Below are 24,116 nucleotides of genomic sequence, written 5' to 3' on the forward strand. Positions count from 1 at the left end.
CTGGCCATATAATTGAGCCCGAGGGTTGTTTCAACTTGTGTTTCCCGGTTATTAGGAAGCTCGCAGGAAATTAAAAAAGTTAATATTACCTTTTTTTCATTCTATTAATAGCAATACTACTGTTATTATACTTAACTTCTTTAGCTACAATTATCATTGGACTAATATTTAATTAGATTAAGAAAATGAATAAACGAATAACTAAGTCAAATTACCCTGATTTCTTACTAAAATCTCCTCTTTAACTTCAGGAACATAAACAAACTATTTATCGGCATTTTTTATACACGATATGTTAGAATTATGATACGTGCGACTGAATCTACTATGGGGTTATACTGCTCATGACCCTAGCAAAGAAAGGGACCCATTAGAGTCCCTTAACTAACGTGTTGATGTTCTTTAATTAATCTTTGGTAAATTGTATTATTTCAACATTAATTTCAATCTTACTACCATCTGAAGTTGTTCCTATTTTCATGGGTTTTTTTCTGTCTTTATTATTATTATAATAATTGTGAAAAAATTCATCTATATTCAGTTCATATATCTCTGCAAGCGCCTTTAACACATTATGCCTTGTATTCCAATTCCCAATATCAATTTTAACTTGACGCCAATTTTGAAAAATAACATCTCTCCCCCCAAAGCTTGTAGCTATAACATTTGGCTCTAGGGATTTAAGATTTAAAATTTCGCCTATTTGATATCGGGAAGTAAAACCTATTTTTTCAGACCATTCGTGTTCTTTTATTTGAGAATAATTCAGCCAACCATGATTTGTGTAACATAATGGAAAACCTTCACCATTACCACCTAACGCATAAATGATATCCGCTACACTGTTCAACACTTCTGGGGATAAGTGATTAAAATACTCAAGAATAATTCGACCTTGTTCGGTTGCCCATGTAGCAATTGTTTTTTCAGACGCAACAGGAACCCCTCTGCTTCTACTGGCTCCATCTACTTCACCAACCACTACGCCGAATACTCCTCGTAGCTTTTCAACATACAAACCACCGCATGTTAGATATCCACTAATCTCACTATTATAGTACCCGATTTCTTTAGTTGGGCTTATTCCTGCTCGTCCTACTTGTACACCATCTTCATTAAATATTGGCTTTACTAATACCGAATTTTTTTCAGCTAAACTTTTAATGTCATCGGGACAATTATTTTTTTGATAACCTGATAAACTTATGATGAAATCAACAGGATTAATATTTTTCCAATCATCCGCTTCAATTATTTTTTGAACTGGGTGATTTTCATACTGGATATATAAATCGACGTCTAATGTAGGAGCTATCATTCTACAAATTGATGCCAACTTTTCGTTCGATTTGACCTTGAATATCTCATCAGAAGCATCTAAAATTTTTAACATTGAATCAAGTAATTCCTCTTTATTTTCTAAATAAATACGTATACTTGTCCCTGGGTCCTGTAAACCCTCTCTCACATTACATTTTTTTAATATCGGGCGACCACTAAGCCCCATCCCAAATTCCAGTATTTTAGTTTCACTAGGTCCATCATATATGGTCCTTGTTTTTACTACTACTCTTTCCCCCCACATAAAAGTAGAATAAAAACCTATTCCAAATTTACCAATTGATTCAAAATTACTTGTAAGTAATCCTGGATGTTCTTTTGTCATTAAGTAGCTTCCCCAATAGCTTGAACCAAAAGCTAGAAGTTTTTGACACAAAGTATTCTGTGACATTCCTATACCACTATCTATTATCTCAATAAAATCATTACTATTTTCAACACCAACTTTTATTGTGATACTTCCCCAAAGTTTCCCATGGTTTTGAATTGTTCTTCTTGCATGCAAAGCATCCCTTGCATTTTGAATAAGCTCCCTTAAAGGAATTGTACTATCTTTCCCATATAAACCTTCACCTCCTAGTTGTTTAACTAAATGAGGTACATCACTTACATGCAGGCTAGCACTTACTGGTTCCCAACCATTTACACGAATCACTTCTGATAATTTAGTTGGGCTTTCTATTCCTTTTACACCTTTTATTATAAAAGTCGGTTTGTTTTTTTCCTTTAATATCCTGTCAACACTTTTTAGCTCGTTATTTACCATAGATAAATTTTCATATGCTAGCCACCAAGCATCAATTTCATCTTCATTAAATCTTTGAACAGAGGTAAAAACTAATTGGTCACCTTGACAAGTTGGTCTTGATAACTTCCCCTGAAACTTCCAATGAATATCACTATAATGTTCAGGTTTCCTTAAAGCTCTCAGAAAAGCTGGAGCCCTTCTACTATCTAAATGTGCAGCATCAGCCACACGGAGTATACATGCCAACTTTAGTATATCTACAGACCAACTATCTGGATAGGATGGTGGAGCACCAATTTCTATGTTTAAGACATTTTCCATTTTTTCTATTGACCAGCCATGACTTGATGCTAAAAGACCTATATATTCTCCAAAATGCGCTAATAATTCTTGATCTTCCAACAGACGGTAGCTCTGTCCCTCTTTAGTAGTCCAAACTGCACTCACAAGATTTTCTGCATGCGTTGCATGCAGTTCTCTTAAGCGAGTAGCCTTTGCATTATCAAGAACATTTTTAGGAATATTTTCTCTCTCTTCTTGTGTTGGAATTCTTCCTAGTTCCTCTCTTAAAGAATATTCAACTATATCTTCCCATTCTTCCCCTTCAAAAAGTTGGCTCACATCATCTACATAAGCAGCCGATGCCATCCCTAAATCATGAAGAAGGATTGCACTACCTAATACAAACGCCTCCATCGGATTTAATTCATAGCCTTCACCAACAATTTTCGAAGCTGTTTCCCATAGGGCATCGATGTGTGTAATATCATGAACAGTAAAATTAGGTAAATCTCTTGCAATTTCAGCAGACAGTATCATAGTATTTTTTCTAAAATTCTCGTAAGCTGATAATAAATTCATTCTAAAAGTTTCATATTGGTCTATTTGTTTCTCTCCTATGGAACTTTTCCATAAGCTACTATCACTTATAGTTTGCATATAAATCCTCCAGTATAGAAGTAATATATCTATTGAACTGAAAATTAGTTCATACAAGATATTAGTTTTATATATTCTAATTATAACCTTTATAGTTTTTTTTTTACATACCACCTTCATAATTAATCAAAACTGATTTCTTATTGATATATCATTGGAAATTAAATAAAAGAACACTGCTTATTCGAAAATAATGTTGTATTACCTTTTTGAACTCACTTTTTACCAAGACTGGTTCTATTCATTATTGTGAAATGATACGCTAACTGATTTCATACCTTTTCCATAGTATAGCTTTACACCAGTTTCATATTAATCCATTCCCATCTGTCAGAGTGGGGGTTATATAATCGATCATAACTGTCAGACATAAGTCTTCCTATTGTATACCTTTCACTATCGAAGTAATATCCGGGACTGACCCCCTAAGATGAGACAAATAAAAAACACCTTCAAGTTTGAAAACGGATCGTTGTGATCCGAAATAAAACATGGAGGTGTTTTTTCTATGGGGACAAGAGTGAGTTATCCGGTTGAAGTCAAACAGAAGGCTGTAGAAATGAGATTGGGCAGGCGTACCTATGAAAGAGATCATGCAGGAATTGAATATCAAGAATAAGACGCAGGTTCAGACATGGGTGAGATGGCATAAAACTGGGGATACACACAGGTTCGAACAACCTGTTAGAAAACAATATACCTATGGAAAGGGTCCCGAGTACTCTTCTGAATTAGAGCGACTACAGGCAGAAAATCGCTATTTGAGTCAACAGAATGAAGTTTTAAAAAAGTACAACGAATTGGAAAGGAAGTTGATAAGGAAACGTCAATCAAACTGGTAGAAGAATTGTGCAAAACGATGACGGTACAGGACATCTGTGTCCATTTAGGCATCTTACGTACTTCGTATTATAGATGGAAAAAGGATTTGACTCAGACTCATTCTAAAAGACAACTAGAGAAACAGGTCGGCACGTTGTGTCGAAAGCACAAATATCGATATGGTTATCGGAAAATCACAGCCATACTAAAAATGAGAATGCGTATTAACCATAAAACTGTTCAACGTATCATGCAGAAAAACCAGTGGCAATGCCGGGTTAAAATGAAAAAGCGTAAGAAGAATGGGCAGCCTTATGCCGTAGCCGGTAATATACTGGATCGGAATTTTCAGTCTGATCGCCCTCTTGAAAAACTAGTCACGGACATCACGTATTTGCCTTATGGACAGAAACAATTGTACCTTTCCAGTATATTGGATTTATATAATGGAGAAGTGATTGCTTTTACAATTGGTGATAAGCAGGACACAGACTTTATCTTAAACACACTTAATCAGCTCCCAGCACTTCCTGAGAATTGCGTGTTACATAGCGATCAAGGTTCTGTGTATACATCTTACGAGTATCAGAAAGCTGTTCATATAAAAGGCATTACCATGAGCATGTCCCGTAAAGGGACGCCCGCTGATAATGCCTCCATCGAATCGTTTCATTCCTCACTAAAGTCTGAAACGTTCTATCTTAACAGGATTGATCGCACTACGACCACCATCGTAGAACGCACTGTTATAACAACATTCGTATTCAAACGAAACTAAACAACCAATCACCGATAAACTATCGGCAATTGGCTGTATAAAGGTGTTTTGATTCCTGTCTCAAAAACGGGGGTCAGTCCCCTCCTTCAAAGTGTTTTTTATTATAATAACACTTACTGTTATACAATTCGAATAGCTGTTATCCACTACATATACAGAGTCTGAAGGACTACCTCTTATGTCTCAGACATATCCTGCTACAATATCCTCAAGTTCCTGTTGTATATAGAAAAGTCTAATCCATTTTTTTCTTTTGTGATGCCAAAGCTAATTTTCTCTTTATAATCGACATATATTTCTAGTAGATCGAGACAGTATGTTTCAAGCTTTCCCTGTACAGCTTTACTTGAAGCCTTTAATATCATTTAAAGGCTTGTGTACACTCAAAATTCCAATGTAATTCATAACCAGTAACACCCATTTAAACTTTTCAACACTCTTCTGGCGTACCGGTATTCGTGGCTGTTCTGAACGAAGAACCGCATCCGCATGAAGCAATCGCGTTCGGATTGTCAATCGTGAAACCGCCGCCCATTAGTGATTGTTTGAAATCAATGATGGTGCCGTTCATGATGTCAAGGCTTTCGGAGTCGACAAGGACCTTGATGCCCTGCTGTTCGAACTGCGTGTCTTTCTCAGAAACTTCATGGTCAAAACCCATTCCGTATGAAAGACCGCTGCAGCCGCCGCCTTTTACGCCCACTCGTAGGAACGCATTTTCTTCTTCATGTTCTTTCATCATATCTTTAATCTGCAATGCAGCAGCTTCTGTAATCGTTACTGGTGTACTCACGATCATCCCTCCTTTTGACTGGATGTTTCTTTTCAATTATAAACGTGATGTTGCCTTTTCTCAAATAATTGGTTTAGAGATAGAATGTGCCGTCACAAATTGTTTCAGCAGGTCCTGTCATCAGCACATGGTCATTGTCTTTCCAGCGAATGATGAGGTCTCCGCCAGCTAGATGAACGGTCATATCCGTTTCTTTTTTCGCATGTCCATTGACAATCGTTGATACAGCCGCAGCACATGCTCCTGTACCGCACGCTTGCGTAATCCCTGATCCTCTTTCCCACACGCGGAAATGCAGTTCCGTTTCACTGACACGTTCCACAAATTCTACATTGACGCCTTCTGGAAACATGTCATGCTTTTCAATAATTGGCCCAAGCGAATCGAGCGGCGCCTGTTCAATGTCTTCTAAATAGAAAACGATATGGGGATTCCCCATTGAAACAGCTGTTCCATTTAAGGTCGTCGTGCCAAAATCAAGCGGTTCATTAATCGTTGTACTGGCCGGTTCACCAAGCATTGGCATCGCTTCTTTTTCAAAACGAGGTTTACCCATATCTACTGTCACTAACTGAACGTGACCATCCTGCACATGAACGGTCGCTTCAACAAGTCCTGACAATGTCTCAATCTGGAACGTTGTGTCTGTTACGATTTGATGCTCATATACATATTTTGCAACGCAACGCAGACCGTTACCGCAGTTTTTCCCCTCTGATCCATCATTGTTGAAAATGCGCATCTTCACAGGCGCAACATCTGATGGGCAAATGAGGATCATTCCGTCTGAACCGATTCCTGTGTAAACAGAAGAAACCTGAATTGCTATCTCTGACAGCTGCTCTTCTGGAAGCTGTTCCTTCATCTGATTGACGTATATATAATTGTTTCCTAGTCCGTGCATTTTCGTGAATTGAAATGATGTCATGAGCGTCCTCCAAAAATGTTGTTTCTTTATAGTATAAAAGGAGTCGATTCAGGAGACAATCTTATCATCCCCCGTTTTTCATACATAAAAGCTCTTTGCTGCCATGGCAAGGGGCTTTTATTATGCATATGCCTCATTTTCTCTCGTGTGATGCTTCATTTTAATGATATTTTATTAGCATAACATATTGGATGCGCTTTCTATTCATTCTCCTTAAAAATGGAAATTTAAAATATGAAAAAAATGCACCTCATGACCCATGTGGTGCATTTAAAACATCTCATTTTCCTCTATAAAAGCATAAATACGCTCAACTAGCTGCTCTGCATTTTCTCCGGAAACAAATTCTCCATTCACGAGTGCAAATGGGGAGTCCATACATTTGCCGCAGTAGCTTAAACAGCCGTATTCCATAACGTCTAGGTTTGGGTCTTTATCAAGCTTCTCTTTTGCTTCTTGAGACCCTTGTGCAAGATTACTTACACAAAATTCGATCAGTGGGAACACTTTGCTTCACCTCACATTGCTTTACCATCCTACCGAAATTCCTTCTATTAGTCAAAACATGAGCTTCACCTGTATCGTTACGCCTATTCCTCGTAAAATGTTTTACTATTTAGGACTAACTAATGAATATGTAGGTTATTTTGAAACAATTATTGTGGTTTCACAGTAAATTCGATATAATTTTATTTGGTATTTTAACTTAAAGTTTTTTAGTATAAGTGTTTTTCAATGTCTACGGGGAAAAGGAGAATCGTCATGAAAAATTTAGTCTTGATCGGCGGAGGTTACGGGAATATGCGGGTTCTCCACCGCTTATTGCCAAATCAATTACCTGATGATGTTACTATCACATTAATTGATCGAAATCCTTACCACTGTTTAAAAACAGAATATTATGCACTCGCTGCTGGAACGATCTCTGATCATCACATTCGAGTATCTTTTCCAGAGCATCCGAAGCTGGATATTCAATATGGGGAAGTAGAAAAAATTGATATTGAAAACAAACAGATCTTATTCAGCGACCGTGAACCCATTCCTTATGACGACACGGTGATTGGACTCGGCTGTGAGGACAAGTATCATAATGTCCCTGGTGCGAAAGAACATACATACAGCATTCAAACCATTGATCAGTCAAGACATACGTATAACAAATTAAACAATTTGGGTGCAGGTGCAACGGTTGGTATCGTCGGTGCTGGACTTAGCGGGGTAGAGCTAGCCAGTGAATTAAGAGAAAGCCGTGCTGATTTAAACATTATTCTTTTTGACCGCGGAGAGCTGATTCTATCAAGCTTCCCAAAAAGATTAAGTTTATATGTGCAAAAGTGGTTTGAAGAAAATGACGTAAAGATCATTAACTGTGCCAATATTACGAAGGTTGAAGAAGGTGTTGTTTACAACCATGATGATGCCATTGAAGCAGAGGTCATCGTATGGACAGCAGGCATTCAGCCAAGCAAAGTGATACGAGAGATGGATGTTGAAAAGGACGTACAAGGCCGCGTCGTATTAACACCTCATCACAATCTCCCTGGAGATGAGCACGTCTATGTCGTGGGTGATTGCGCAAGTCTTCCGCATGCCCCAAGTGCACAGCTTGCCGAGGCGCAGGCAGAACAAATTGTCCAATCTCTGCAAAAACGCTGGAAAAACGAGCCGCTTCCTGAGGCTTATCCTCAGTTTAAGCTAAAAGGTGTATTAGGCTCTTTAGGGAAAAAAGCCGGCTTTGGCTTAGTAGCAGATCGTCCACTTATTGGCCGTGTACCAAGACTTCTAAAATCCGGACTCCTTTGGATGTATAAGCATCACAATGGCTAACATCATGTGAATTTTATCTCAAAGCTCCCTCTCGTCGAGGGAGCTTTTTTCTATGAAACGGCATGTGCCGATGAACGGGTCCATTTGATCGGAGCAAGGGCAAGGATGCAGTCTTTACGAAACGTTCTCATCGTCTTTTTCGATAAACAATACGCTTGGATGAGCTGGTCTGTTTGACGGTGGACAATGATTTTACGCTTCGTGCACTCTCCGTTTTTCTTCATATAAATCATCTCAATTGGTATTTGCTGTTGAAGAGATTGTTTCAGTAAATAATTCATGATGCTCACGCTCCTTTCATTTCATTATAATCGAACAAACGTTCTTTTTCAACCCGGAAAGGAACGTTTGTTCTGTTTATTTTCTCAAAAAAAGAACAGTTTATTCACTGCTCTCCGTGTAACCGTATTTCTCCATTTCTTGATAAATGTCTTTTAATTTTGGATTGCCCTCTCCGACAATTTGATCCTCCACTAAGACAAGCGGATAAAAGAATTCATCATCAAGAATTCGTTCGGACAATTCCTTTTGGTGTTCGTTTTCTGGTGGGTGCTCAATATCAATATATGTGATGCGAAACGGCTGATTTGGATATTTTCGTTTTAACGCTGCATCTAACCACTCAAATGTGTCTTTTGATGAAGGCAGATTCACGCAGCTAGCGCAAAGTACATCTCTTCCATATACATAAAGATCGACGGTTTGATTCATTTGACAAGCCCCCTATTCTTTCTTTATTTTAGCTGAATTTTCTGTATGAAAAAAGTCAAAATCACTTTTTGTTTCAAGATGAGATTGTGCTATAATGAGAAGGAAACTTTGAAACCAATCAATAGATTTTTATCGTCCAGATGAATATAATGGTGATATGTTGTGAAAGGAGCGATTGTATCTAATGACTGAAGTCGAAATGAAAGACCAAGTACAGGAAGTACTAGACAAACTTCGTCCATTTCTATTACGTGATGGTGGAGACTGTGAGCTTGTAGACATTGAAGATGGCATTGTCAAATTGCGTCTTCTTGGTGCATGCGGCAGCTGCCCAAGTTCAACCATTACATTGAAAGCCGGTATTGAGCGCGCATTATTAGAAGAAGTGCCTGGCGTTGTAGAAGTTGAACAGGTTTTCTAATTCATATATGACATGAAAACGACCCGAATTTGGGTCGTTTTTTTCAGTATTAGCCTTTTTCAGCGTGATATGAAAACCCTTGAATTCTAGGAAGGACGAGTACTGGCGCGGAGCGAATTGATATTCGTGAGCACAAGCACGCAGGACTGACACGGAATGCGAGGGTTTGTCATCACGCTGAAACGACCCGATTTGGGTCGTTTTTTTATTATTAGCTTAGCTTCTCTCTAAACCAATCCTTTATAAAGGTCAGTCTTTGAATACGCTGCCCCGGATGGCCGCTTCTGGATAAATCATGAGATGCTTTCGGGAATTTGACGAGCCTTGTGTCTTTCCCAAGCTCCTTCAGTGCTACAAAAAGCTGTTCTGCTTGATCGACTGGGCAGCGATAGTCTTCGTCGCTGTGTAGGATGAGAAGCGGCGTATTTACCTGCTTCACATACTTGAGCGGCGAACGATCCCATAGCTTATCGACTGAATCATAAATATTCCCATCCATCTGCCACCTTGTGAAATAATAACCGATATCACTGATGCCATAAAAGCTAATCCAGTTTGAAATGGACCGCTGTGTGACGGCTGCGCGAAAACGGTCGGTCTGTCCGACAATCCAGTTGGTCATAAAACCGCCATAGCTGCCGCCTGTCACTCCAAGTCTTGTTTCATCAAGGAAATCATAGGCTTTCAGCACATGATCAACAGCCTGCATGACATCCTCATAATCAACGTCACCATAACTCCCTCTCACACGGTCGGTAAACATTTGTCCGTATCCATGACTGCCATGAGGATTGATATATACGATGGCATAGCCTTCCGCGGCAAGCATTTGAAATTCATGAAAATACGTATAACCATACATGGCATGCGGCCCGCCATGAATTTCTAAAATAAGCGGATAAGTCTTCCCCTCTTCCAATTGGGATGGCTTCATAAACCAGCCATGCACCTCGTCGCCTTCTTTTGACTGAAACGAAAATGGCTCTGGTACCGATAGGACATGCTCCTTGAGGAATTCATCATGCTCGAACGTGATTCGCTTTAGATCCGCCTCCCCTAATGTCAGCTCATACAGCTCACTTGGAGAAACGGGTGACAGCCGGCTCAGCAGCATTTTGGATTCATTCGGATGAAGGCTGAAGTTTGTGATATGCTCTGCCTCTAATCGAACAGGATAGGCTAAGCCTTCAACAGAGAAATAATAAATCCCTGTACTGCCTTGATCAGAAACAAGCGCATAAAACCCTTGGCTATCCTTTGTCCACTGCGGAAACTGATTGGCTTCGCCCATAACACTATCCCCTGCCATACAGTTGCCCACATACATATCGAGCATTTCTGACAGCTGAACGCCGTTTCCCTCCTTCAGATCATACAGCCATAATGCTGGGAACGTAGCATTTTGAAATTCTCGCTCATGTCCGATATACACGAGGCTTTCTCCATTAGGAGCAAAAGACACGGCGGAATAAGCGCCAGCAGATTGTGTAATTTTCTTTGTCGTACCGTCCTCTAATGATTGGAGGCATACATCACTTATGTAAGGTTTCTGAGGATTTGATTGAATATAGGCAAGCCATTTCCCGCACGGAGAGAGCGTGTGATTCACATGATGATGCTGTCCGCTCGTAACTGCCTCGATCTCTCCTGAATGAACATCCACTTGAATGATCTGCGTAAAACGCCCATCTAAAAAACCTCTGCCATCTGCTTTATAGGTCAAATCATCATATACCGCAGGAGCGAACTCATCTCGCTCTTCCTTCTTTTCATCATGTATAGACTCTGTTTGTTTCAGTGACACAGCCGCATAAATGAAAGTTCCATTTGGTGAAAAGACAGGATGAGATACTCCGTATGGAATCGACGTTAAGGTACGCACACCGCCTCCCTCGCTCTGAATCAGTGCAAGCTGGGGAGCTTCCTTTGGCTTTTGCAAAATAAACGCAAGCTGCCTGCTGTCTTTTGACCACACTGGCTGATGATGCTTTCCATCCTCAAATGTCCATTGTGACAGCTCCTCTGTCTCTTCATCTCGAACCCATAAATGGATGTTGTAATCGTCCTTTTTGTCATTCACCGTGACCTTTGTAAAAACCGCCTTTTTTCCATCTGGTGAATAAACCGGATGAGAAACAGAAACAATCTTCGTTAAATCTTCTGCTGTCATCAATTTCTTCATGAATGTATCTCCTCCTTTTATGCATAAAAAATAGTTCGATCCTCTAAATAATAATCCCTGCTTCATTTTATAAAAACAAGAATAAAAAAAGAACGTGCATTTTTACAGCACGTTCTCAGGTTATTGAAAAAGGGCTAAAATGATCTTTATTTTAGCTCTTTTTCTTCTTTTCAGCGTGATAGAGAACCTTTGCAGTCTAGGAAGGACGAGTACTGGAGCGGAGCGAATTAATATTCGTGAGCACCAGCACGCAGGACTGACACCGAATGCGAGGGTTTGCCTACACGCTGGAACGTGCATTTTTACAGCACGTTCTTTACTTGATTGACTGGATCATGCTCCACGACAACACCTTCTACTGGTACTGTCAGCAAATCTACTTCGCAATGCGGGAAGTTTTGGGCAAGCTGCTTTTTCAGCGCTTCTCCCTTCCCTTTTTCAACTAAGGTTAAGATTGTCGGACCAGCACCGCTTAATGCCGTTCCATACGCTCCTTTTAGCGAAGCGACATGCTCTACCTTCGACAGCTCTGGGACGAGCATTGTGCGGTAAGGCTGATGAAATAAATCCTTATTCATCATTTCTCCAACAAGCGGCCAGTTTTGCGTCATTAAGGCGGCAACAAGCACGTTGCTCACAGCACTCGCACTGACAGCATGTTTATAGGAAAAATCCTCTGGCAGGACATCACGGGCATCCTTTGTCAGTACTTCATAAAAAGGAATCACGACAACAACATCTATATCCACATGCTTCACTTTGACAGCATGTGTCTTGTCTTCTTCATGAAGACCAATCAGTAAACCTCCGAATAAAGAAGCACCCGCATTATCTGGATGACCTTCTACCTCACTTGCAAAAAAGAGCTTTTGATCATCCGGCATATTTAATTCGAGAAGCTGATTGGCTAGCTCAATGGCTGCCACAATTGCAGCAGCACTGCTGCCCAGCCCCCGTGCCAATGGAATATCACTCCACACTTTGACATAAACAGGCGGGAGTGTTTTTCCAAAGTGATCTGCGACCTTTTTGGCTGTTTGATAAATGAGGTTGTCGGTGCCTGATGGAATTCCAGACACGACATCTGATTCTGCTTCAAACAGCCAGCTATCATGGTCATAGACCGATAGCTTTAAATAGCGGCTGAGCGCCATTCCAACTGAATCAAAGCCTGGTCCTAAATTGGCAGTGCTTCCCGGTACTGTGATTGAAAAAAGCATGGAGGCTTTACTCATACGCGCGCGGCCTTTTCTAAGTGTTCAAGAATTTGATCTTCATCTGCATCAAGTGTGACCGGCTTAATTTGTGAAATATCAATGGCCGTATTCGGATCTTTCAATCCGTTGCCTGTTAATACCGCAACAACTTTACTGCCTGGCTTGATTTCTCCGGATTTCACCTGCTTTAGCACACCTGCGATAGACGCACATGAGCCTGGCTCTGCAAACACACCTTCTTCACGAGCAATCAATTGATATGCATGGAGAATTTCTTCGTCTGTCACTTCATCAATCTTTCCGTTTGATTCATCTGCCGCTGCCACAGCTTGTTTCCAGCTTGCAGGATTTCCGATACGGATGGCAGTTGCCACTGTTTCTGGCTGTTCAATCACTTCATTTCGCACGATCGCTGCTGCGCCTTCTGCTTCAAAGCCGCGCATAACAGGCAGTCCAGTTCCTTTTTTCTCATGGTATTCCTTGAAGCCTTTCCAGTAGGCGGTAATATTCCCCGCATTTCCAACAGGAATCGCCAGTACGTCCGGGGCCGAGCCTAGCTGCTCACAGATTTCAAATGCCGCCGTTTTTTGTCCTTCAATTCGGTACGGATTGACAGAGTTAACAAGGGCAATCGGCGATTTTTCACAGATGCTGCGGACGATTTTCAGTGCATCATCAAAGTTACCGTCAATTGCAATGATCTCTGCTCCGTACATCACAGCCTGTGCAAGCTTGCCAAAGGCAATTTTTCCGTCTGGAATGATGACGATACATTTCATATCAGCACGAGCAGCATAAGCCGCTGCCGCTGCAGAAGTATTCCCTGTCGAAGCACACATGACCGTATCATTGCCTTCTTCTTTTGCCTTTGCAACAGCCATGACCATCCCGCGGTCCTTGAAAGAGCCTGTTGGATTGACGCCTTCTGTTTTCACATGAAGCTCAATCCCTAGCTTTTCCGAAAGCTTGGCAAGGTGGATCAGCGGTGTATTCCCTTCATTTAATGTTAGTTTTGGTGTTGATTCGTTTACTGGTAAGAATTCTTGGAATTCTTCAATAAGTCCATTCCACTTCATCAGCTTAAACCGTTCCCTTCTACTCGGTACGTGCTCTTCACTTGAACCACCACGTCGAGATCGTTTAATTTTTGCAGGATATTTGAGAAATCTTCTTCTGAGGTCCGGTGTGTAATAATCACAATTTCAGCCAGCTCATCATGCCCTTTCACAGGAAGCTGAAGGATCTTTTCAAAGCTGATGCCTCTTTCAGAAAAAATAGATGTAATGCGGGAAAATGCCCCGACTTGATCTCTAACATGAATTCTTAAAAATTGCTGAGCAAATACTTCCGACGGTGATTTGATCTTTTTCTCAAACTCCGGTGCGATAAATCCGCTTCCGTTCACGCCAAGACGCATGTTTTTCATGACTGCGACTAAGTCTGATACAACAGCGGTTGCCGTTGGCAGACTTCCAGCTCCAGGTCCGTAAAACATCGTTTCCCCTACAGCACTCCCATAGACATACACCGCATTGAATTCATTGTTGACTGATGATAACGGATGGTGATCAGGGAGTAAGGTTGGCTGGACACTGACTTCCACTTTCTCTCCGTCCCGCTGGGCAATTCCGATCAGCTTCATTGTGTAGCCAAATCGTTTACTGAAATTAATGTCTTCATCAGAAACGTCAGAGATGCCTCTGACCTTCACATCGTCTAATTCCACATTCATGGAAAAACCGAGTCTTGCAAGAATCGCCATTTTCCTTGCTGCATCCAGTCCTTCTACATCAGCTGTCGGGTCTGCTTCTGCAAAGCCAAGATCCTGCGCTTCTTTTAAGACATCCTCATATGCGCTTTTATCGACGTTCATTTTCGTTAATATAAAATTGGTTGTGCCGTTCACAATTCCCATCATTTTCGTAATTCGGTCAGATGCCAATCCTTCCTCCAGCGTACGCAGAATCGGAATTCCTCCGGCGACACTTGCTTCATAATAAAGATCACAGCCATTTTCTTTCGCCACATGTAAAAGCTCTGTTCCGTAAAGTGCCATTAAATCTTTATTGGCGGTAATGACATGCTTCTTTTCATTTAACGCATCTATTAAATATTGTTTTGTCTCTTCAATGCCGCCCATCACTTCAATAATGACGTCGACCTCTGGATCTCTAATCACATCGTATACTTCAGTTGTGAAGACTTCTCTTGCCACATCCACATCTCTCTTTTTATCGGGATTGCTCACAAGCACTTTTTGTATTAATACCGGACAGCCGATCTGGTGCATTAATTTATCCTGATGATCTTGGATAATCTTGACGACACCGCTTCCCACTGTTCCTAATCCTAATAGTCCAACTCGAATTGCCTTCACCTGAAATTCCACCTTTCTCCGTCAATGTCCTCTCTAAAAAGACATTTGTTAACCTAACACAGACATTCAATGTACACACATTATAAAGGGGTATCCTCATTTTGACAAGGTAATAAAATATGAGATTGTTAGAATGAAACCGCTTAACAGCTATTTATATCAAGATTCTATATTTTCAAAATATTTTTGTCAGAAAAGCTCCCGAAACTCAGGGAGCCTGAAATGATGAACGAACCGGCGTTTTGGCTTGCTGACCTTGTAGGACAAGCGCAATATTCTCAGCACATAAACGCATCATCGTTTTTCTCGTTTCGACACTTGCACTTCCAATATGAGGGAGAACCGTGACGTTACGTAATGTTGTTAACGGATGAGATGGGCTGACAGGCTCCTGTCTAAATACATCCAGACCAGCGCCGGCAATTTTTCCTGTCGTGACTGCCTCATATAAAGCATCCTCATCCACAGTCTGTCCTCTTGATACGTTAATAAAATAAGCAGAGTTCTTCATCAGATCAAATGCCTTTTCATTAAACATGTCTTTCGTTTCTGGGGTTAACGGCGTCAGGCAGACGATGAAATCAGACTGCGTGAGCAAGTCCTCAAAAGCCGCATAGGTCACGCCGAGCTGCGCTTCTGCCTCTGGCTTTCTTGACCGGTTATAGTACAGCACCTTCATGTCAAAGCCTGCTGCCCGCTTGGCAAGCGCTGTTCCGATACTGCCCATGCCGACAATTCCAAGGTTTTTGTGATGAACATCAGCTCCTGAAAGAAGAAGCGGTCCCCAGCCTGTCCAATTTCCTTCCTTAATCCAATCACTCGCCTCGACAATCCGTCTAGCTGACGCCATCAGAAGGGCAAAAGCTAAATCAGCCGTGGATTCCGTTAATACATCAGGCGTATGACAAATGGTGATGTTGCGCTTATTAGCGGCTTCAAGATCAATATTGTCATAACCCACAGCAAGGTTTGCGATCACCTTAACATGTGGAGCCTTTGATAAAAGGGCTTCATCTACTTGATCTGACAGCATGGTGAGAAGCGCATCCGCTTTCGCTGCTTGTTTTTCTAATTCTTCTCGTGGACATGGCTCATCTTCGCTTGGCCACATCTCGATATGAGCGACTTCTTTTAGTGGTGTAAGTGATGCTTCATCCAGCTTTCTTGTGATATAGACATAAGGTTTCGTCAAGAAGAACACTCCTTTGATTGATTTCTTTAAGCATAACGAAAAACGCCTCAAGAGAAAAGAGACGTTTCATCTGTTCACTGAAACTTCAAATCAGTGGACCTGTGATCCAGCCAACAGGTGGAATGAGGCTCCCGCCGCTTCGCATGGCACTCATTTCTTGAAAGACCTTGAGAAAGTATTCATAGCGATTGGCATCATTTAAGACGTAATCTAGCCGTTCTTCATAATATGATTTTTCATTTTCTCCCGACATGTAGTAGCCTTCTACAATTTCAAAGTAATGAAGCGGGAACAACAGGCGGCTGTATAACAAACGCTTAGAAAAGGAAGAAAGTGGTGTCACCTGCTCATATTGCTGTAGAAAAGAGAAGCCCTCCTCAATTAAATCTTCCTTATGCTGGACAAAGGTTTCTCTTAAGTATTCGGCAATATCCCGGGTTGGATGATCAAAGACCCAATCTACAGGTAAACGAAGCGGCTGCTCATGCGGCCATGTCCTTCGCGAAAAACGCTGGTGGCAGACAGTGCCTGAGTCACATTCTTTCGGTTCATCATCCAGCTCAGTATCCACTAAATATTGAATGGCGTTTTCCGTTAATCCAAGATAATACGGAAAGGATTCGATGAATTTTTTTTCAAACCGTTCCAGTGGTTTTTGGTGCATTTGCTGCATCCAAAAGCCTTCAAGCTGATCTAGCCGTTTTGCCCATAATTCCTTCCACGCTCCCACACGTTTTGTTTCAGACACCTCATATGGAAATCCTCTTCCCCTGACATGAAAGGCCGCCAGCTCTGACGCCTGTTGAAACGAGCGGCTCGAGATCGGCGGTGCTGCCTTTAATAAAGCATACAGCTCCTTTCCATGAGTAAAGGTGGGCTTCTCTTCATTTGTTAATTCAAACACAGCGACGTATGGGTCTCCGGCATTCAGTAAATACTGACTGATATGAAACAGCTCTGTGAGTTCTTCTTCTCGCAAGTGAGACACAGGAACAATGATAAAGAGAGCCTCCGACGTTTGAAAGCTCTGATAACTGCCATATGGCATAAGTTGACGCACATCAATACCAAATGTGTGATAAATGGTTTCTTTCATGTTTTCACCTGCGTTCATATGATCGATCTCTTATCATATCGTAGTCGCAGGTTGAGGGATTTATGAATACTATTTACTATCCGAAGCTTTTTACACGTTGTGGACAAATTACGAGGATTGGGTGAGGAATATATGCCGCATCATCATGAGATGAACGAAGTAGAAAAAACAGCAAGACGCCGTTTACAAGAACGAGGCGTATCCATTCAAGATATAGCAGACCTTGTCTACTTTTTACAGGAAAAATATCATCCTGGCTTAGACATGACAGAATGCATCCACAATGTGGAGCGTGTCATCGCAAAACGAGAAGTCCAAAATGCGATATTAACTGGCGTCGAACTAGACGTACTCGCCGAGCAAAAAAAACTGACCGAGCCGCTTCAGTCTATTCTAGAAACAGACGAAAGCCTGTATGGTGTTGATGAAATTTTATCGTTTGCTATCGTCAATATTTATGGTTCGATCGGCTTTACGAATTACGGATATATCGATAAAGAAAAACCAGGAATTCTCGGGATACTCAACGATAAATCCACAGGGGAGTGCCACACCTTTTTAGATGACATTGTCGGCGCCATTGCTGCTGCAGCATCAAGCAGGCTGGCACATAGTGCGAGAAATGTGGAATAAAGCAAAAAAGAGGACGCGCGCATAACGCTTGTCCTCTTTTTTTTATGATAATCGTTCAATCCACTCAGATAATGAATCAATGACATAGGTTGGCTGTTTGTCATATTTGTGAAGCAGCTCTTTTGTTGTCACGCCTGTATGAACGAGCAATGTGTCCATTCCTGCATTCATCCCTGCCATAATATCCGTATCATAGTTATCGCCTACCATGAGCGTCTCAGACACATCCGTCCCGAGCACTCGCATGGCTTGTTCCATGATGATCGATTCTGGCTTCCCGATAAATGTTGGCTGGACTGTAGTAGTCACGGTCAATACAGATGTTAACGAGCCGTTGCCTGGCAAAAGCCCTCTTTCGGTTGGAATAGCAATGTCTCCATTTGTTGAGACAAATTGTGCGCCTTGACGGATGGCAATCGCACCGACTGCGAATTTTTCATATGTAATGCTGCGATCAATTCCAACAACAACGAAATCAGCGTTTTCCTGACCAAACGTCAGCCCTTTTTCTTCAATGGCCTGCTTGATTCCTTCTTCACCGATGACGTAAACAGACGCGTCTTTCTTTTGTTCGGCAATATAATTGGCTGTTGCCATACTTGTTGTAAAGACTTGTTCTTCTGTTGCTGGGATATCGAATGAAACAAGTTTTTCTGCTACCTGCTTTGGCGTGCGTGACGAGTTATTCGTGACAAACAAGTAGGGCATGTTTAGCTCATTTAACTTTTGAACAAATTGACCTGCTTCTTCGATCTTTTCTGTTCCTTTATACATGGTTCCATCTAAATCAATTAAATAGCCTTTGTATTTCATGATGTTCACAACTCCAATGGATTATTTAAACGCTGATACTGGGCCTAGCTCCTGCTCTAAGTAGGTACGGATGCGGTTTGGGAAAACCTGTAGCGCATGCTCAACCTCGCTGATCACCTGCAGCAAGTCGTGATGAGCCACTTCTTGGTATTGCTGTACAAGTGTTTTGCGGCACGAGACAAGCTTTTTCAGCTGACTGCCTTCCTCTTCTGGTACAACCTTTTCATCAACAAGAATATCCATGATGTCATCATAGCTTCCTGGATCACGCATAATAAAGCCATCAATCATGTCATTTCCCGTATCAAGAATACATTCGACGAGCAAATGGACAATTCGTTCCAGCGCTTTTTTCTCTAGTGGACTTGTCCATGTTTGATGACTACGCATCAACTCATATTGCTCCTCGAAAAAACGTAATGTCTCTTCAATTTTTTTTCTGTCTACGAAATACATCATGACGCTCCCCTTTGCGTTATTTTCTGATTCGTTTTAAGACAAAATAGGCACAGCCAAAATTACAGTATTCATAAATGTATTCATCGAGTGTGCTGATTTTTGTATCAAATGTGGCCTTTTGGTTTTGGTCATCAAAGAACCCCTTCAATCTCAGCTGATTGTAGCCCCAGTCCCCCACAATATAATCATACTTATTTAAAATATCTGAGTACCTTGCTTTAAACGCTTCTTCATCAAAACCGTCTTTAATATCTCTTACAAGATCAAAAGTAGCATTCTGAATGACGATCATCTTCTCACCTCTTTTTAAACGATCCATCTTTAATGATAATTCATTGGAAGAACTCCATCAATTGCTAAAGCATGTTTTTTCAGATTTAGCCGAAGCTAAAGAAAAAAGGAGGTCACTTTTATGAAGAAACAACTGACAGCCGCGATTCTTCTCAGCATGCTTTTAGGCGGGTGCGGCTTTCAATCAGGTATGAACCGGCAAGTGGATGAAGATTCTTCAAGTAAAACCATCCGTCTGTCGGATCGTCATGAAGGAAATAATTCCAACATGCCAGAAGCAGACACAAACAGAGCAGGGTATGTTCGTTATCAGCACCAGCAAGTAACGGATCAGAAAGAAAGAACACCTGCTTTAAATCGCGAGCATCTTGCCCACGTCATCACAAGTTTAACTGTGCAGCTCCCAAACATCAAAGATGCAGCCACACTTGTGACAGATGAGGATGCACTGATTGTGTATCGAACAGGCAACAAAAACCGGGATGAATCTGCCGATCAAGTAAAGAAAACGGCGGTTTCTGTTCTCCCTCGTTATTATCATGTATACGTCTCTGATAATCCAGAGCACTTTCAATCCATTGCCAATTTTTCACGTCTTCAAACCAATTCACGTGATTTTGATCAAATCTTAACCAAAACAATTCAACAAATGAAATATTCTCCTCAAGGTGGAGATATTTCTACGAAAGAAGATGCAAATGGTATGACGAATTCCGACCGTACCATGAGAAGAAACGCCCCTTACGGCCAAAATTAATACGAGAAAAAACGCCAGAGAGCTCTGGCGTTTTCTTGTTATGCTTGCGCCTGACGCTTTTTAGACGCTTCATTTACTTGTTCATCTGCATGGTAGGAAGAGCGCACAAGCGGTCCAGCTTCACAATGGCTGAAGCCTTTTGACATGGCAATTTCTTTCAGCTCTGCAAACTCATCCGGATGATAGTATTTTTGAACTTTTAGATGTTTTTTCGAAGGCTGTAAATACTGACCAATCGCCATAATATCGACGTTGTTAGCAAGAAGATCATCCATGACTTCAATGATTTCTTCCTTCGTTTCACCGAGTCCAATCATAATGCTTGATTTCGTTGGAATGTCGGGCTGCATTTCTTTTGCACGGCGCAAGAATTCTAATGAACGATCATATGTAGCACGCGCACGAACCCTTGGCGTTAATCTGCGAACTGTTTCAATATTGTGATTTAAAATGTCAGGACGTGTGTCCATTAACGTCTTCAAATTATCGTAATTGCCGCCCATATCTGAAGGGAGAACTTCAATTGTCGTAAATGGGCTTTTTCTTCTAATGGCACGAACGGTTTCAGCAAACACACCTGCTCCGCCATCCTTTTGGTCATCCCTTGCAACCGCTGTTATGACAGCATGCTTTAAGTTCATCAAAGCCACTGAATCTGCCACGCGTTCTGGCTCTTGCAGGTCTAGCTCAGTTGGAAGTCCAGTTTTCACCGCACAGAAACGGCATGCGCGCGTACAAACAGATCCAAGGATCATAAATGTAGCGGTTCTTCTCACTGCCCAGCATTCATGAATATTCGGACATTTTGCTTCCTCACAAACGGTATTCAGGTTGTTTTCCCGCATCATTTTTTTCAAACCGGTATAGTTTTCATTCGTATTCAGCTTAATTTTAAGCCAGTCCGGTTTTCTTACGTGCTCTTCCTTCTTTGCCAATTCCATCATCTCCATATGAATTCGTTAAAGGTGCATCTACAAAAATCTTCCTGCTATATACGATGGATGCAGCTAAGAAGCTGCAAAAAATTGAATCTTCGGCCTAAAGCCTTTTCTTTAGACACTTTAACATAGTACAGATTGAACAACAAGGGAATGAGCTGCAAAAATACCCAAAAGCCTCCTAAAAAAATCACAAGAAAATTACTAACATTTTCTTCTTATGAAATAGGGTGATCTAACCACACTAAACGGTAGAAGACGATGCTTGATGAAAGGAGATGGACGTTTGTGAAAGTGGTTTTAGCCATCATGATCGCTCTTTCAATGCTTCCTTTACCTGTTCATACGCAGGGGGAAGGCAAGCAGCCAGATGTACTGAAGCAGCGAATGGCACTTTACGAAAAAGTCGCCATCACGACACAGGTTCCATGGTATGTACTTGCTGCGGTTGATCAGTATGAGCACAATATTCGAAAAAGCAGAAGAGATTTACCGAAACAAAAAGGCGTCATTGGCATCTACATTCCCCGGGAAATGTGGATCGGCCCTGAAAACCCGAATAAGCAGGATACCTCTCCTTTAAGCATTAAAGTGTTTGATGGAATTGGACTTGATGGCAACGGGGATGGAAAAGCGAACAGCGATGACGATGAGGATGTATTATTCACGTTTGCTCAATACTTGCTTCATTACGGCAACAGCATTGATCAATTAAAAATTGCTTTATGGGACTATTATGGACGAGATCAAACCGTTGGAATCATTTCATCTTTTATGAAGCTATATCAGCACTATGGTCATCTTGACCTCGGAAAGCACGCTTTCCCTCTTCCAGTCGGAGCTGACTACAGCTACCGGAGTACATGGGGAGATGCAAGAGGATTTGGAGGCAGAAGAATTCATGAGGGTACGGATTTATTTGCCCATTATGGACTTCCCGTTCGTGCGACATCGTATGGCGTGATTGAAATGAAAGGCTGGAACCGCTTTGGCGGCTGGCGGATTGGGATTCGAGATATTCATAACCATTATCATTACTTCGCTCATTTAAATGGCTTTGCAAAAGGACTCAAAACAGGTCAAATTGTTGAACCCGGACAGGTCATTGGATCTGTCGGAAGCTCCGGTTATGGCCCTCCAGGCACAGCAGGAAAATTTCCGCCGCATCTTCACTATGGCATGTATAAAGACAATGGCAGAACTGAATGGTCTTTTGATCCATACCCTCATTTAAGGGCGTGGGAAAGAGCTGAGCGAAAACGACATTAAAGAAAAGGAGAAGTTTAGCGTTTTCGCACCCTTCTCCTTTTTCATGTCTAAGCAAGTTACTGCTCATTTTTCTCCTTCAAACCTAAAATTAAAAATAGAATTCCCATGATGATAAAAATGAAATACACAACGGTTACTTCCAATGGAATCATGTCAAACATACCTCTAAAAATATTGATACTTAAGCTTTCATTTCTGACCAGTAAAATGGATGCTGTGATATATTTAGCACTAAATACTATAGCAAAAATCAAAAAACAAATACCACTTACATAAAGTTTCTTCATAAAGCTCCCCCTAATAACAATTAAAATTGATCATGACACATTCATCTATATGGAATCAAGTAGTGAATGAGGTTTTTATTTCCAATGACTGCACATCAAAAAACAGCCCAATCATTCCTTGGGCTGTTATTCTTTCTTCTCCTTTTTCTCTGGGAGAACAATCGATGGAGCGCCTGAGTTCGTTCCGCTGCCATTGTAATAATCTGGTACGTCCCCTTGAACGGCTTGGATGGAGACGGGAACTGAGTTTTTGACCACGATTGTTTCAGATGCAAACGGGATGATGACTCTCACCTTGACCTCGATTAGAACACTAATATCAATCAAGGCATTGTTGATGCCATAAGGCTTAATGTTTTTTTCAACGTCCGTATGCGGATCGCCAATGACACTAAACCGTACAGGCACTTTTGGTCCTAGGTTGGCGATGAGTGCATTTCCGGACGCTTGCCCAAGCGGAATGTTATATATAATGCCGTCATGTCCATCTGTTTGATCCTTTAATGCTTCTTTTGCCTCTTTTTGAAAGTTCCCCTTTTCAATGTCCTCTAAATTTTTTTGAAGATGACGTGATAGGTCAGCCATTGCTTTAGATGTTGCTTGCGCATTAAAATCGATGGTCGTTACTTTTCCGTTCTCACTTGTATTCATAACCACCATATCCTTCATATTCTCCTGATCTTCTGCAAAGTCTTGGACGGAATATTGAATCAGATGATTGGCGATACGCTCTGTTTCTAGTTCAGCAATGTGTATAAGGGTTGGTTTAATGGAGCGGTTAATAAAAAATAGACTTATGACGGTTGAGAGTACAAAGAATAAGATCGCAAGCAGCATGACGTATCGGAATGGCAAAGGGCCCTTTTTATAGGGGCGATAGCGGCGGTTCATTCTCAATAAAAAATCCCCCCTTCTCCATTACAAGTGTATGCAGACAGGCGGGGGGATAGGAATCATCTCTTCATTTTATTTCACCATTTTTAATAAGGCGTCTCTTCCAATGGTTCCAACTGTAATGCCTAACGCTTCTGCAGCGTATGTCACAGATTCTAAAGGGGCATCAAGCAATTGCTCTATCGTTCTCACACCAACTGCTCTCCCTGCGATAATACCTCTATCTGCAAGCTTTTCATTTAAGAGCCCGACATCCAGTGCACCGCACATAATATACCCATGTTCATTTGTCACTGCCATAAAATTCGTCTTCGGCAGTTTGACGGTGACGGCTGTAAAGGAATGTCCATCAATATTAATAGGTGTTAAATTCACCAAATCCCTTCACTCCTCTCATCAC

General features: G+C 41.3%; 23 protein-coding genes and 2 pseudogenes. 6 read left to right on the forward strand and 19 right to left on the reverse strand.

Features of this window, described 5'->3' with window-relative positions:
* Positions 1-406: 406 nt before the first annotated feature.
* The gene (locus MKZ05_RS14725; RefSeq protein WP_212045503.1) at positions 407-3,028 is read right to left on the reverse strand and encodes an ATP-binding protein; all 2,622 of its coding nucleotides are present in this window, start codon (positions 3,026-3,028) and stop codon (positions 407-409) included.
* A gap of 508 nt (positions 3,029-3,536) precedes the next feature.
* On the opposite strand from MKZ05_RS14725, the pseudogene MKZ05_RS14730 reads away from it, so the two are divergent.
* Positions 3,537-4,669, forward strand: a pseudogene (locus MKZ05_RS14730) (IS3 family transposase).
* Between the two features lie 389 nt (positions 4,670-5,058).
* Here the strand turns inward: MKZ05_RS14730 and erpA are convergent.
* The 3 genes from erpA to MKZ05_RS14745 form a co-directional block, all read right to left on the reverse strand.
* Positions 5,059-5,421, reverse strand: coding sequence for an iron-sulfur cluster insertion protein ErpA (gene erpA, locus MKZ05_RS14735; RefSeq protein WP_017358921.1), 363 nt, complete (start codon positions 5,419-5,421; stop codon positions 5,059-5,061).
* 73 nt (positions 5,422-5,494) lie between these two features.
* A complete protein-coding gene (dapF, locus tag MKZ05_RS14740; RefSeq protein ID WP_041091838.1) occupies positions 5,495-6,349 on the reverse strand; it encodes a diaminopimelate epimerase in 855 nt (284 codons plus the stop codon).
* A gap of 270 nt (positions 6,350-6,619) precedes the next feature.
* The gene (locus tag MKZ05_RS14745) at positions 6,620-6,856 is read right to left on the reverse strand and encodes a YuzB family protein (protein ID WP_003213414.1); all 237 of its coding nucleotides are present in this window, start codon (positions 6,854-6,856) and stop codon (positions 6,620-6,622) included.
* A gap of 255 nt (positions 6,857-7,111) precedes the next feature.
* On the opposite strand from MKZ05_RS14745, the gene MKZ05_RS14750 reads away from it, so the two are divergent.
* Positions 7,112-8,179 (forward strand): NAD(P)/FAD-dependent oxidoreductase, encoded by a 1,068-nt coding sequence (locus MKZ05_RS14750; RefSeq protein ID WP_212045504.1) that lies wholly within the window; start codon positions 7,112-7,114, stop codon positions 8,177-8,179.
* 50 nt (positions 8,180-8,229) lie between these two features.
* Here MKZ05_RS14750 and MKZ05_RS14755 read toward each other — a convergent pair whose 3' ends face one another.
* Positions 8,230-8,460 (reverse strand): hypothetical protein, encoded by a 231-nt coding sequence (locus MKZ05_RS14755; RefSeq protein ID WP_003213664.1) that lies wholly within the window; start codon positions 8,458-8,460, stop codon positions 8,230-8,232.
* Positions 8,461-8,560: 100 nt separating this feature from the next.
* Entirely contained in the window at positions 8,561-8,890 is a 330-nt protein-coding gene (locus MKZ05_RS14760; RefSeq protein WP_003212989.1) for a YuzD family protein, read from the reverse strand.
* A 121-nt stretch (positions 8,891-9,011) separates the two neighbouring features.
* On the opposite strand from MKZ05_RS14760, the pseudogene MKZ05_RS14765 reads away from it, so the two are divergent.
* Positions 9,012-9,311, forward strand: a pseudogene (locus MKZ05_RS14765) (NifU family protein).
* Positions 9,312-9,522: 211 nt separating this feature from the next.
* Here the strand turns inward: MKZ05_RS14765 and MKZ05_RS14770 are convergent.
* The 6 genes from MKZ05_RS14770 to yutH all read right to left on the reverse strand — a co-directional run bounded on the left by MKZ05_RS14770 (position 9,523) and on the right by yutH (position 17,375).
* Entirely contained in the window at positions 9,523-11,493 is a 1,971-nt protein-coding gene (locus MKZ05_RS14770; RefSeq protein WP_212045505.1) for a S9 family peptidase, read from the reverse strand.
* A 302-nt stretch (positions 11,494-11,795) separates the two neighbouring features.
* Positions 11,796-12,728 (reverse strand): homoserine kinase, encoded by a 933-nt coding sequence (gene thrB / locus MKZ05_RS14775; protein WP_034620114.1) that lies wholly within the window; start codon positions 12,726-12,728, stop codon positions 11,796-11,798.
* A complete protein-coding gene (thrC, locus tag MKZ05_RS14780) occupies positions 12,725-13,786 on the reverse strand; it encodes a threonine synthase (protein ID WP_044140848.1) in 1,062 nt (353 codons plus the stop codon). Before thrC ends, thrB begins: the two co-directional genes overlap by 4 nt.
* A complete protein-coding gene (locus MKZ05_RS14785) occupies positions 13,786-15,087 on the reverse strand; it encodes a homoserine dehydrogenase (protein ID WP_003213524.1) in 1,302 nt (433 codons plus the stop codon). Before MKZ05_RS14785 ends, thrC begins: the two co-directional genes overlap by 1 nt.
* Before the next feature lie 208 nt (positions 15,088-15,295).
* Positions 15,296-16,279 (reverse strand): D-glycerate dehydrogenase, encoded by a 984-nt coding sequence (locus tag MKZ05_RS14790; protein ID WP_212045506.1) that lies wholly within the window; start codon positions 16,277-16,279, stop codon positions 15,296-15,298.
* Between the two features lie 85 nt (positions 16,280-16,364).
* Positions 16,365-17,375, reverse strand: a complete 1,011-nt coding sequence (gene yutH / locus MKZ05_RS14795; RefSeq protein ID WP_034620180.1) for a spore coat putative kinase YutH — start codon at positions 17,373-17,375, stop codon at positions 16,365-16,367.
* Positions 17,376-17,507: 132 nt separating this feature from the next.
* Between yutH and MKZ05_RS14800 the strand changes: the two genes are divergently transcribed.
* Complete coding sequence (locus tag MKZ05_RS14800; RefSeq protein WP_003213652.1) at positions 17,508-18,008, forward strand: phosphatidylglycerophosphatase A; 501 nt, start codon at positions 17,508-17,510, stop codon at positions 18,006-18,008.
* 42 nt (positions 18,009-18,050) lie between these two features.
* Here MKZ05_RS14800 and MKZ05_RS14805 read toward each other — a convergent pair whose 3' ends face one another.
* From MKZ05_RS14805 to MKZ05_RS14815, 3 genes are read right to left on the reverse strand one after another with little or no spacing between them, the layout of a single operon-like run.
* Positions 18,051-18,824, reverse strand: a complete 774-nt coding sequence (locus MKZ05_RS14805; protein WP_212045766.1) for a TIGR01457 family HAD-type hydrolase — start codon at positions 18,822-18,824, stop codon at positions 18,051-18,053.
* A gap of 18 nt (positions 18,825-18,842) precedes the next feature.
* Positions 18,843-19,277: a DUF86 domain-containing protein gene (locus MKZ05_RS14810; protein ID WP_212045767.1), complete on the reverse strand. Its 435-nt coding sequence runs from the start codon at positions 19,275-19,277 to the stop codon at positions 18,843-18,845.
* A 19-nt stretch (positions 19,278-19,296) separates the two neighbouring features.
* Positions 19,297-19,572 (reverse strand): YutD family protein, encoded by a 276-nt coding sequence (locus MKZ05_RS14815; protein ID WP_003213192.1) that lies wholly within the window; start codon positions 19,570-19,572, stop codon positions 19,297-19,299.
* Between the two features lie 120 nt (positions 19,573-19,692).
* On the opposite strand from MKZ05_RS14815, the gene MKZ05_RS14820 reads away from it, so the two are divergent.
* Positions 19,693-20,328 (forward strand): YhcN/YlaJ family sporulation lipoprotein, encoded by a 636-nt coding sequence (locus MKZ05_RS14820; protein WP_050944070.1) that lies wholly within the window; start codon positions 19,693-19,695, stop codon positions 20,326-20,328.
* A 38-nt stretch (positions 20,329-20,366) separates the two neighbouring features.
* Here MKZ05_RS14820 and lipA read toward each other — a convergent pair whose 3' ends face one another.
* Positions 20,367-21,263, reverse strand: coding sequence for a lipoyl synthase (lipA, locus tag MKZ05_RS14825; protein ID WP_034317455.1), 897 nt, complete (start codon positions 21,261-21,263; stop codon positions 20,367-20,369).
* A gap of 327 nt (positions 21,264-21,590) precedes the next feature.
* On the opposite strand from lipA, the gene MKZ05_RS14830 reads away from it, so the two are divergent.
* The gene (locus MKZ05_RS14830; protein ID WP_249118194.1) at positions 21,591-22,535 is read left to right on the forward strand and encodes a M23 family metallopeptidase; all 945 of its coding nucleotides are present in this window, start codon (positions 21,591-21,593) and stop codon (positions 22,533-22,535) included.
* A 56-nt stretch (positions 22,536-22,591) separates the two neighbouring features.
* On the opposite strand, the gene MKZ05_RS14835 is transcribed toward MKZ05_RS14830, so the two are convergent.
* From MKZ05_RS14835 to MKZ05_RS14845, 3 genes are all read right to left on the reverse strand, one after another.
* Positions 22,592-22,822: a hypothetical protein gene (locus MKZ05_RS14835; protein ID WP_339160448.1), complete on the reverse strand. Its 231-nt coding sequence runs from the start codon at positions 22,820-22,822 to the stop codon at positions 22,592-22,594.
* Positions 22,823-22,948: 126 nt separating this feature from the next.
* The gene (gene yunB / locus MKZ05_RS14840) at positions 22,949-23,719 is read right to left on the reverse strand and encodes a sporulation protein YunB (protein ID WP_080772989.1); all 771 of its coding nucleotides are present in this window, start codon (positions 23,717-23,719) and stop codon (positions 22,949-22,951) included.
* 69 nt (positions 23,720-23,788) lie between these two features.
* On the reverse strand, positions 23,789-24,094 hold the full coding sequence (locus MKZ05_RS14845; protein ID WP_050944071.1) for a YunC family protein: 306 nt from the start codon (positions 24,092-24,094) through the stop codon (positions 23,789-23,791).
* Positions 24,095-24,116 lie beyond the last annotated feature (22 nt).

This window comes from Bacillus sp. FSL M8-0277 (assembly GCF_037975305.1).
In the GTDB taxonomy this organism is placed as follows: domain Bacteria; phylum Bacillota; class Bacilli; order Bacillales; family Bacillaceae; genus Bacillus; species Bacillus pumilus.

Coding starts and splice junctions, on each gene's coding strand:
- MKZ05_RS14725 (WP_212045503.1), bottom strand. CDS start 3,028: ATGCAAACTATAAGTGATAGTAGCTTATGGAAAAGTTCCATAGGAGAG.
- dapF (WP_041091838.1), bottom strand. CDS start 6,349: ATGACATCATTTCAATTCACGAAAATGCACGGACTAGGAAACAATTAT.
- MKZ05_RS14750 (WP_212045504.1), top strand. CDS start 7,112: ATGAAAAATTTAGTCTTGATCGGCGGAGGTTACGGGAATATGCGGGTT.
- MKZ05_RS14755 (WP_003213664.1), bottom strand. CDS start 8,460: ATGAATTATTTACTGAAACAATCTCTTCAACAGCAAATACCAATTGAG.
- MKZ05_RS14760 (WP_003212989.1), bottom strand. CDS start 8,890: ATGAATCAAACCGTCGATCTTTATGTATATGGAAGAGATGTACTTTGC.
- MKZ05_RS14770 (WP_212045505.1), bottom strand. CDS start 11,493: ATGAAGAAATTGATGACAGCAGAAGATTTAACGAAGATTGTTTCTGTT.
- thrB (WP_034620114.1), bottom strand. CDS start 12,728: ATGAGTAAAGCCTCCATGCTTTTTTCAATCACAGTACCGGGAAGCACT.
- thrC (WP_044140848.1), bottom strand. CDS start 13,786: ATGAAGTGGAATGGACTTATTGAAGAATTCCAAGAATTCTTACCAGTA.
- yutH (WP_034620180.1), bottom strand. CDS start 17,375: ATGAAAGAAACCATTTATCACACATTTGGTATTGATGTGCGTCAACTT.
- MKZ05_RS14800 (WP_003213652.1), top strand. CDS start 17,508: ATGCCGCATCATCATGAGATGAACGAAGTAGAAAAAACAGCAAGACGC.
- MKZ05_RS14810 (WP_212045767.1), bottom strand. CDS start 19,277: ATGTATTTCGTAGACAGAAAAAAAATTGAAGAGACATTACGTTTTTTC.
- MKZ05_RS14815 (WP_003213192.1), bottom strand. CDS start 19,572: ATGATCGTCATTCAGAATGCTACTTTTGATCTTGTAAGAGATATTAAA.
- MKZ05_RS14820 (WP_050944070.1), top strand. CDS start 19,693: ATGAAGAAACAACTGACAGCCGCGATTCTTCTCAGCATGCTTTTAGGC.
- MKZ05_RS14830 (WP_249118194.1), top strand. CDS start 21,591: ATGCTTCCTTTACCTGTTCATACGCAGGGGGAAGGCAAGCAGCCAGAT.
- MKZ05_RS14835 (WP_339160448.1), bottom strand. CDS start 22,822: ATGAAGAAACTTTATGTAAGTGGTATTTGTTTTTTGATTTTTGCTATA.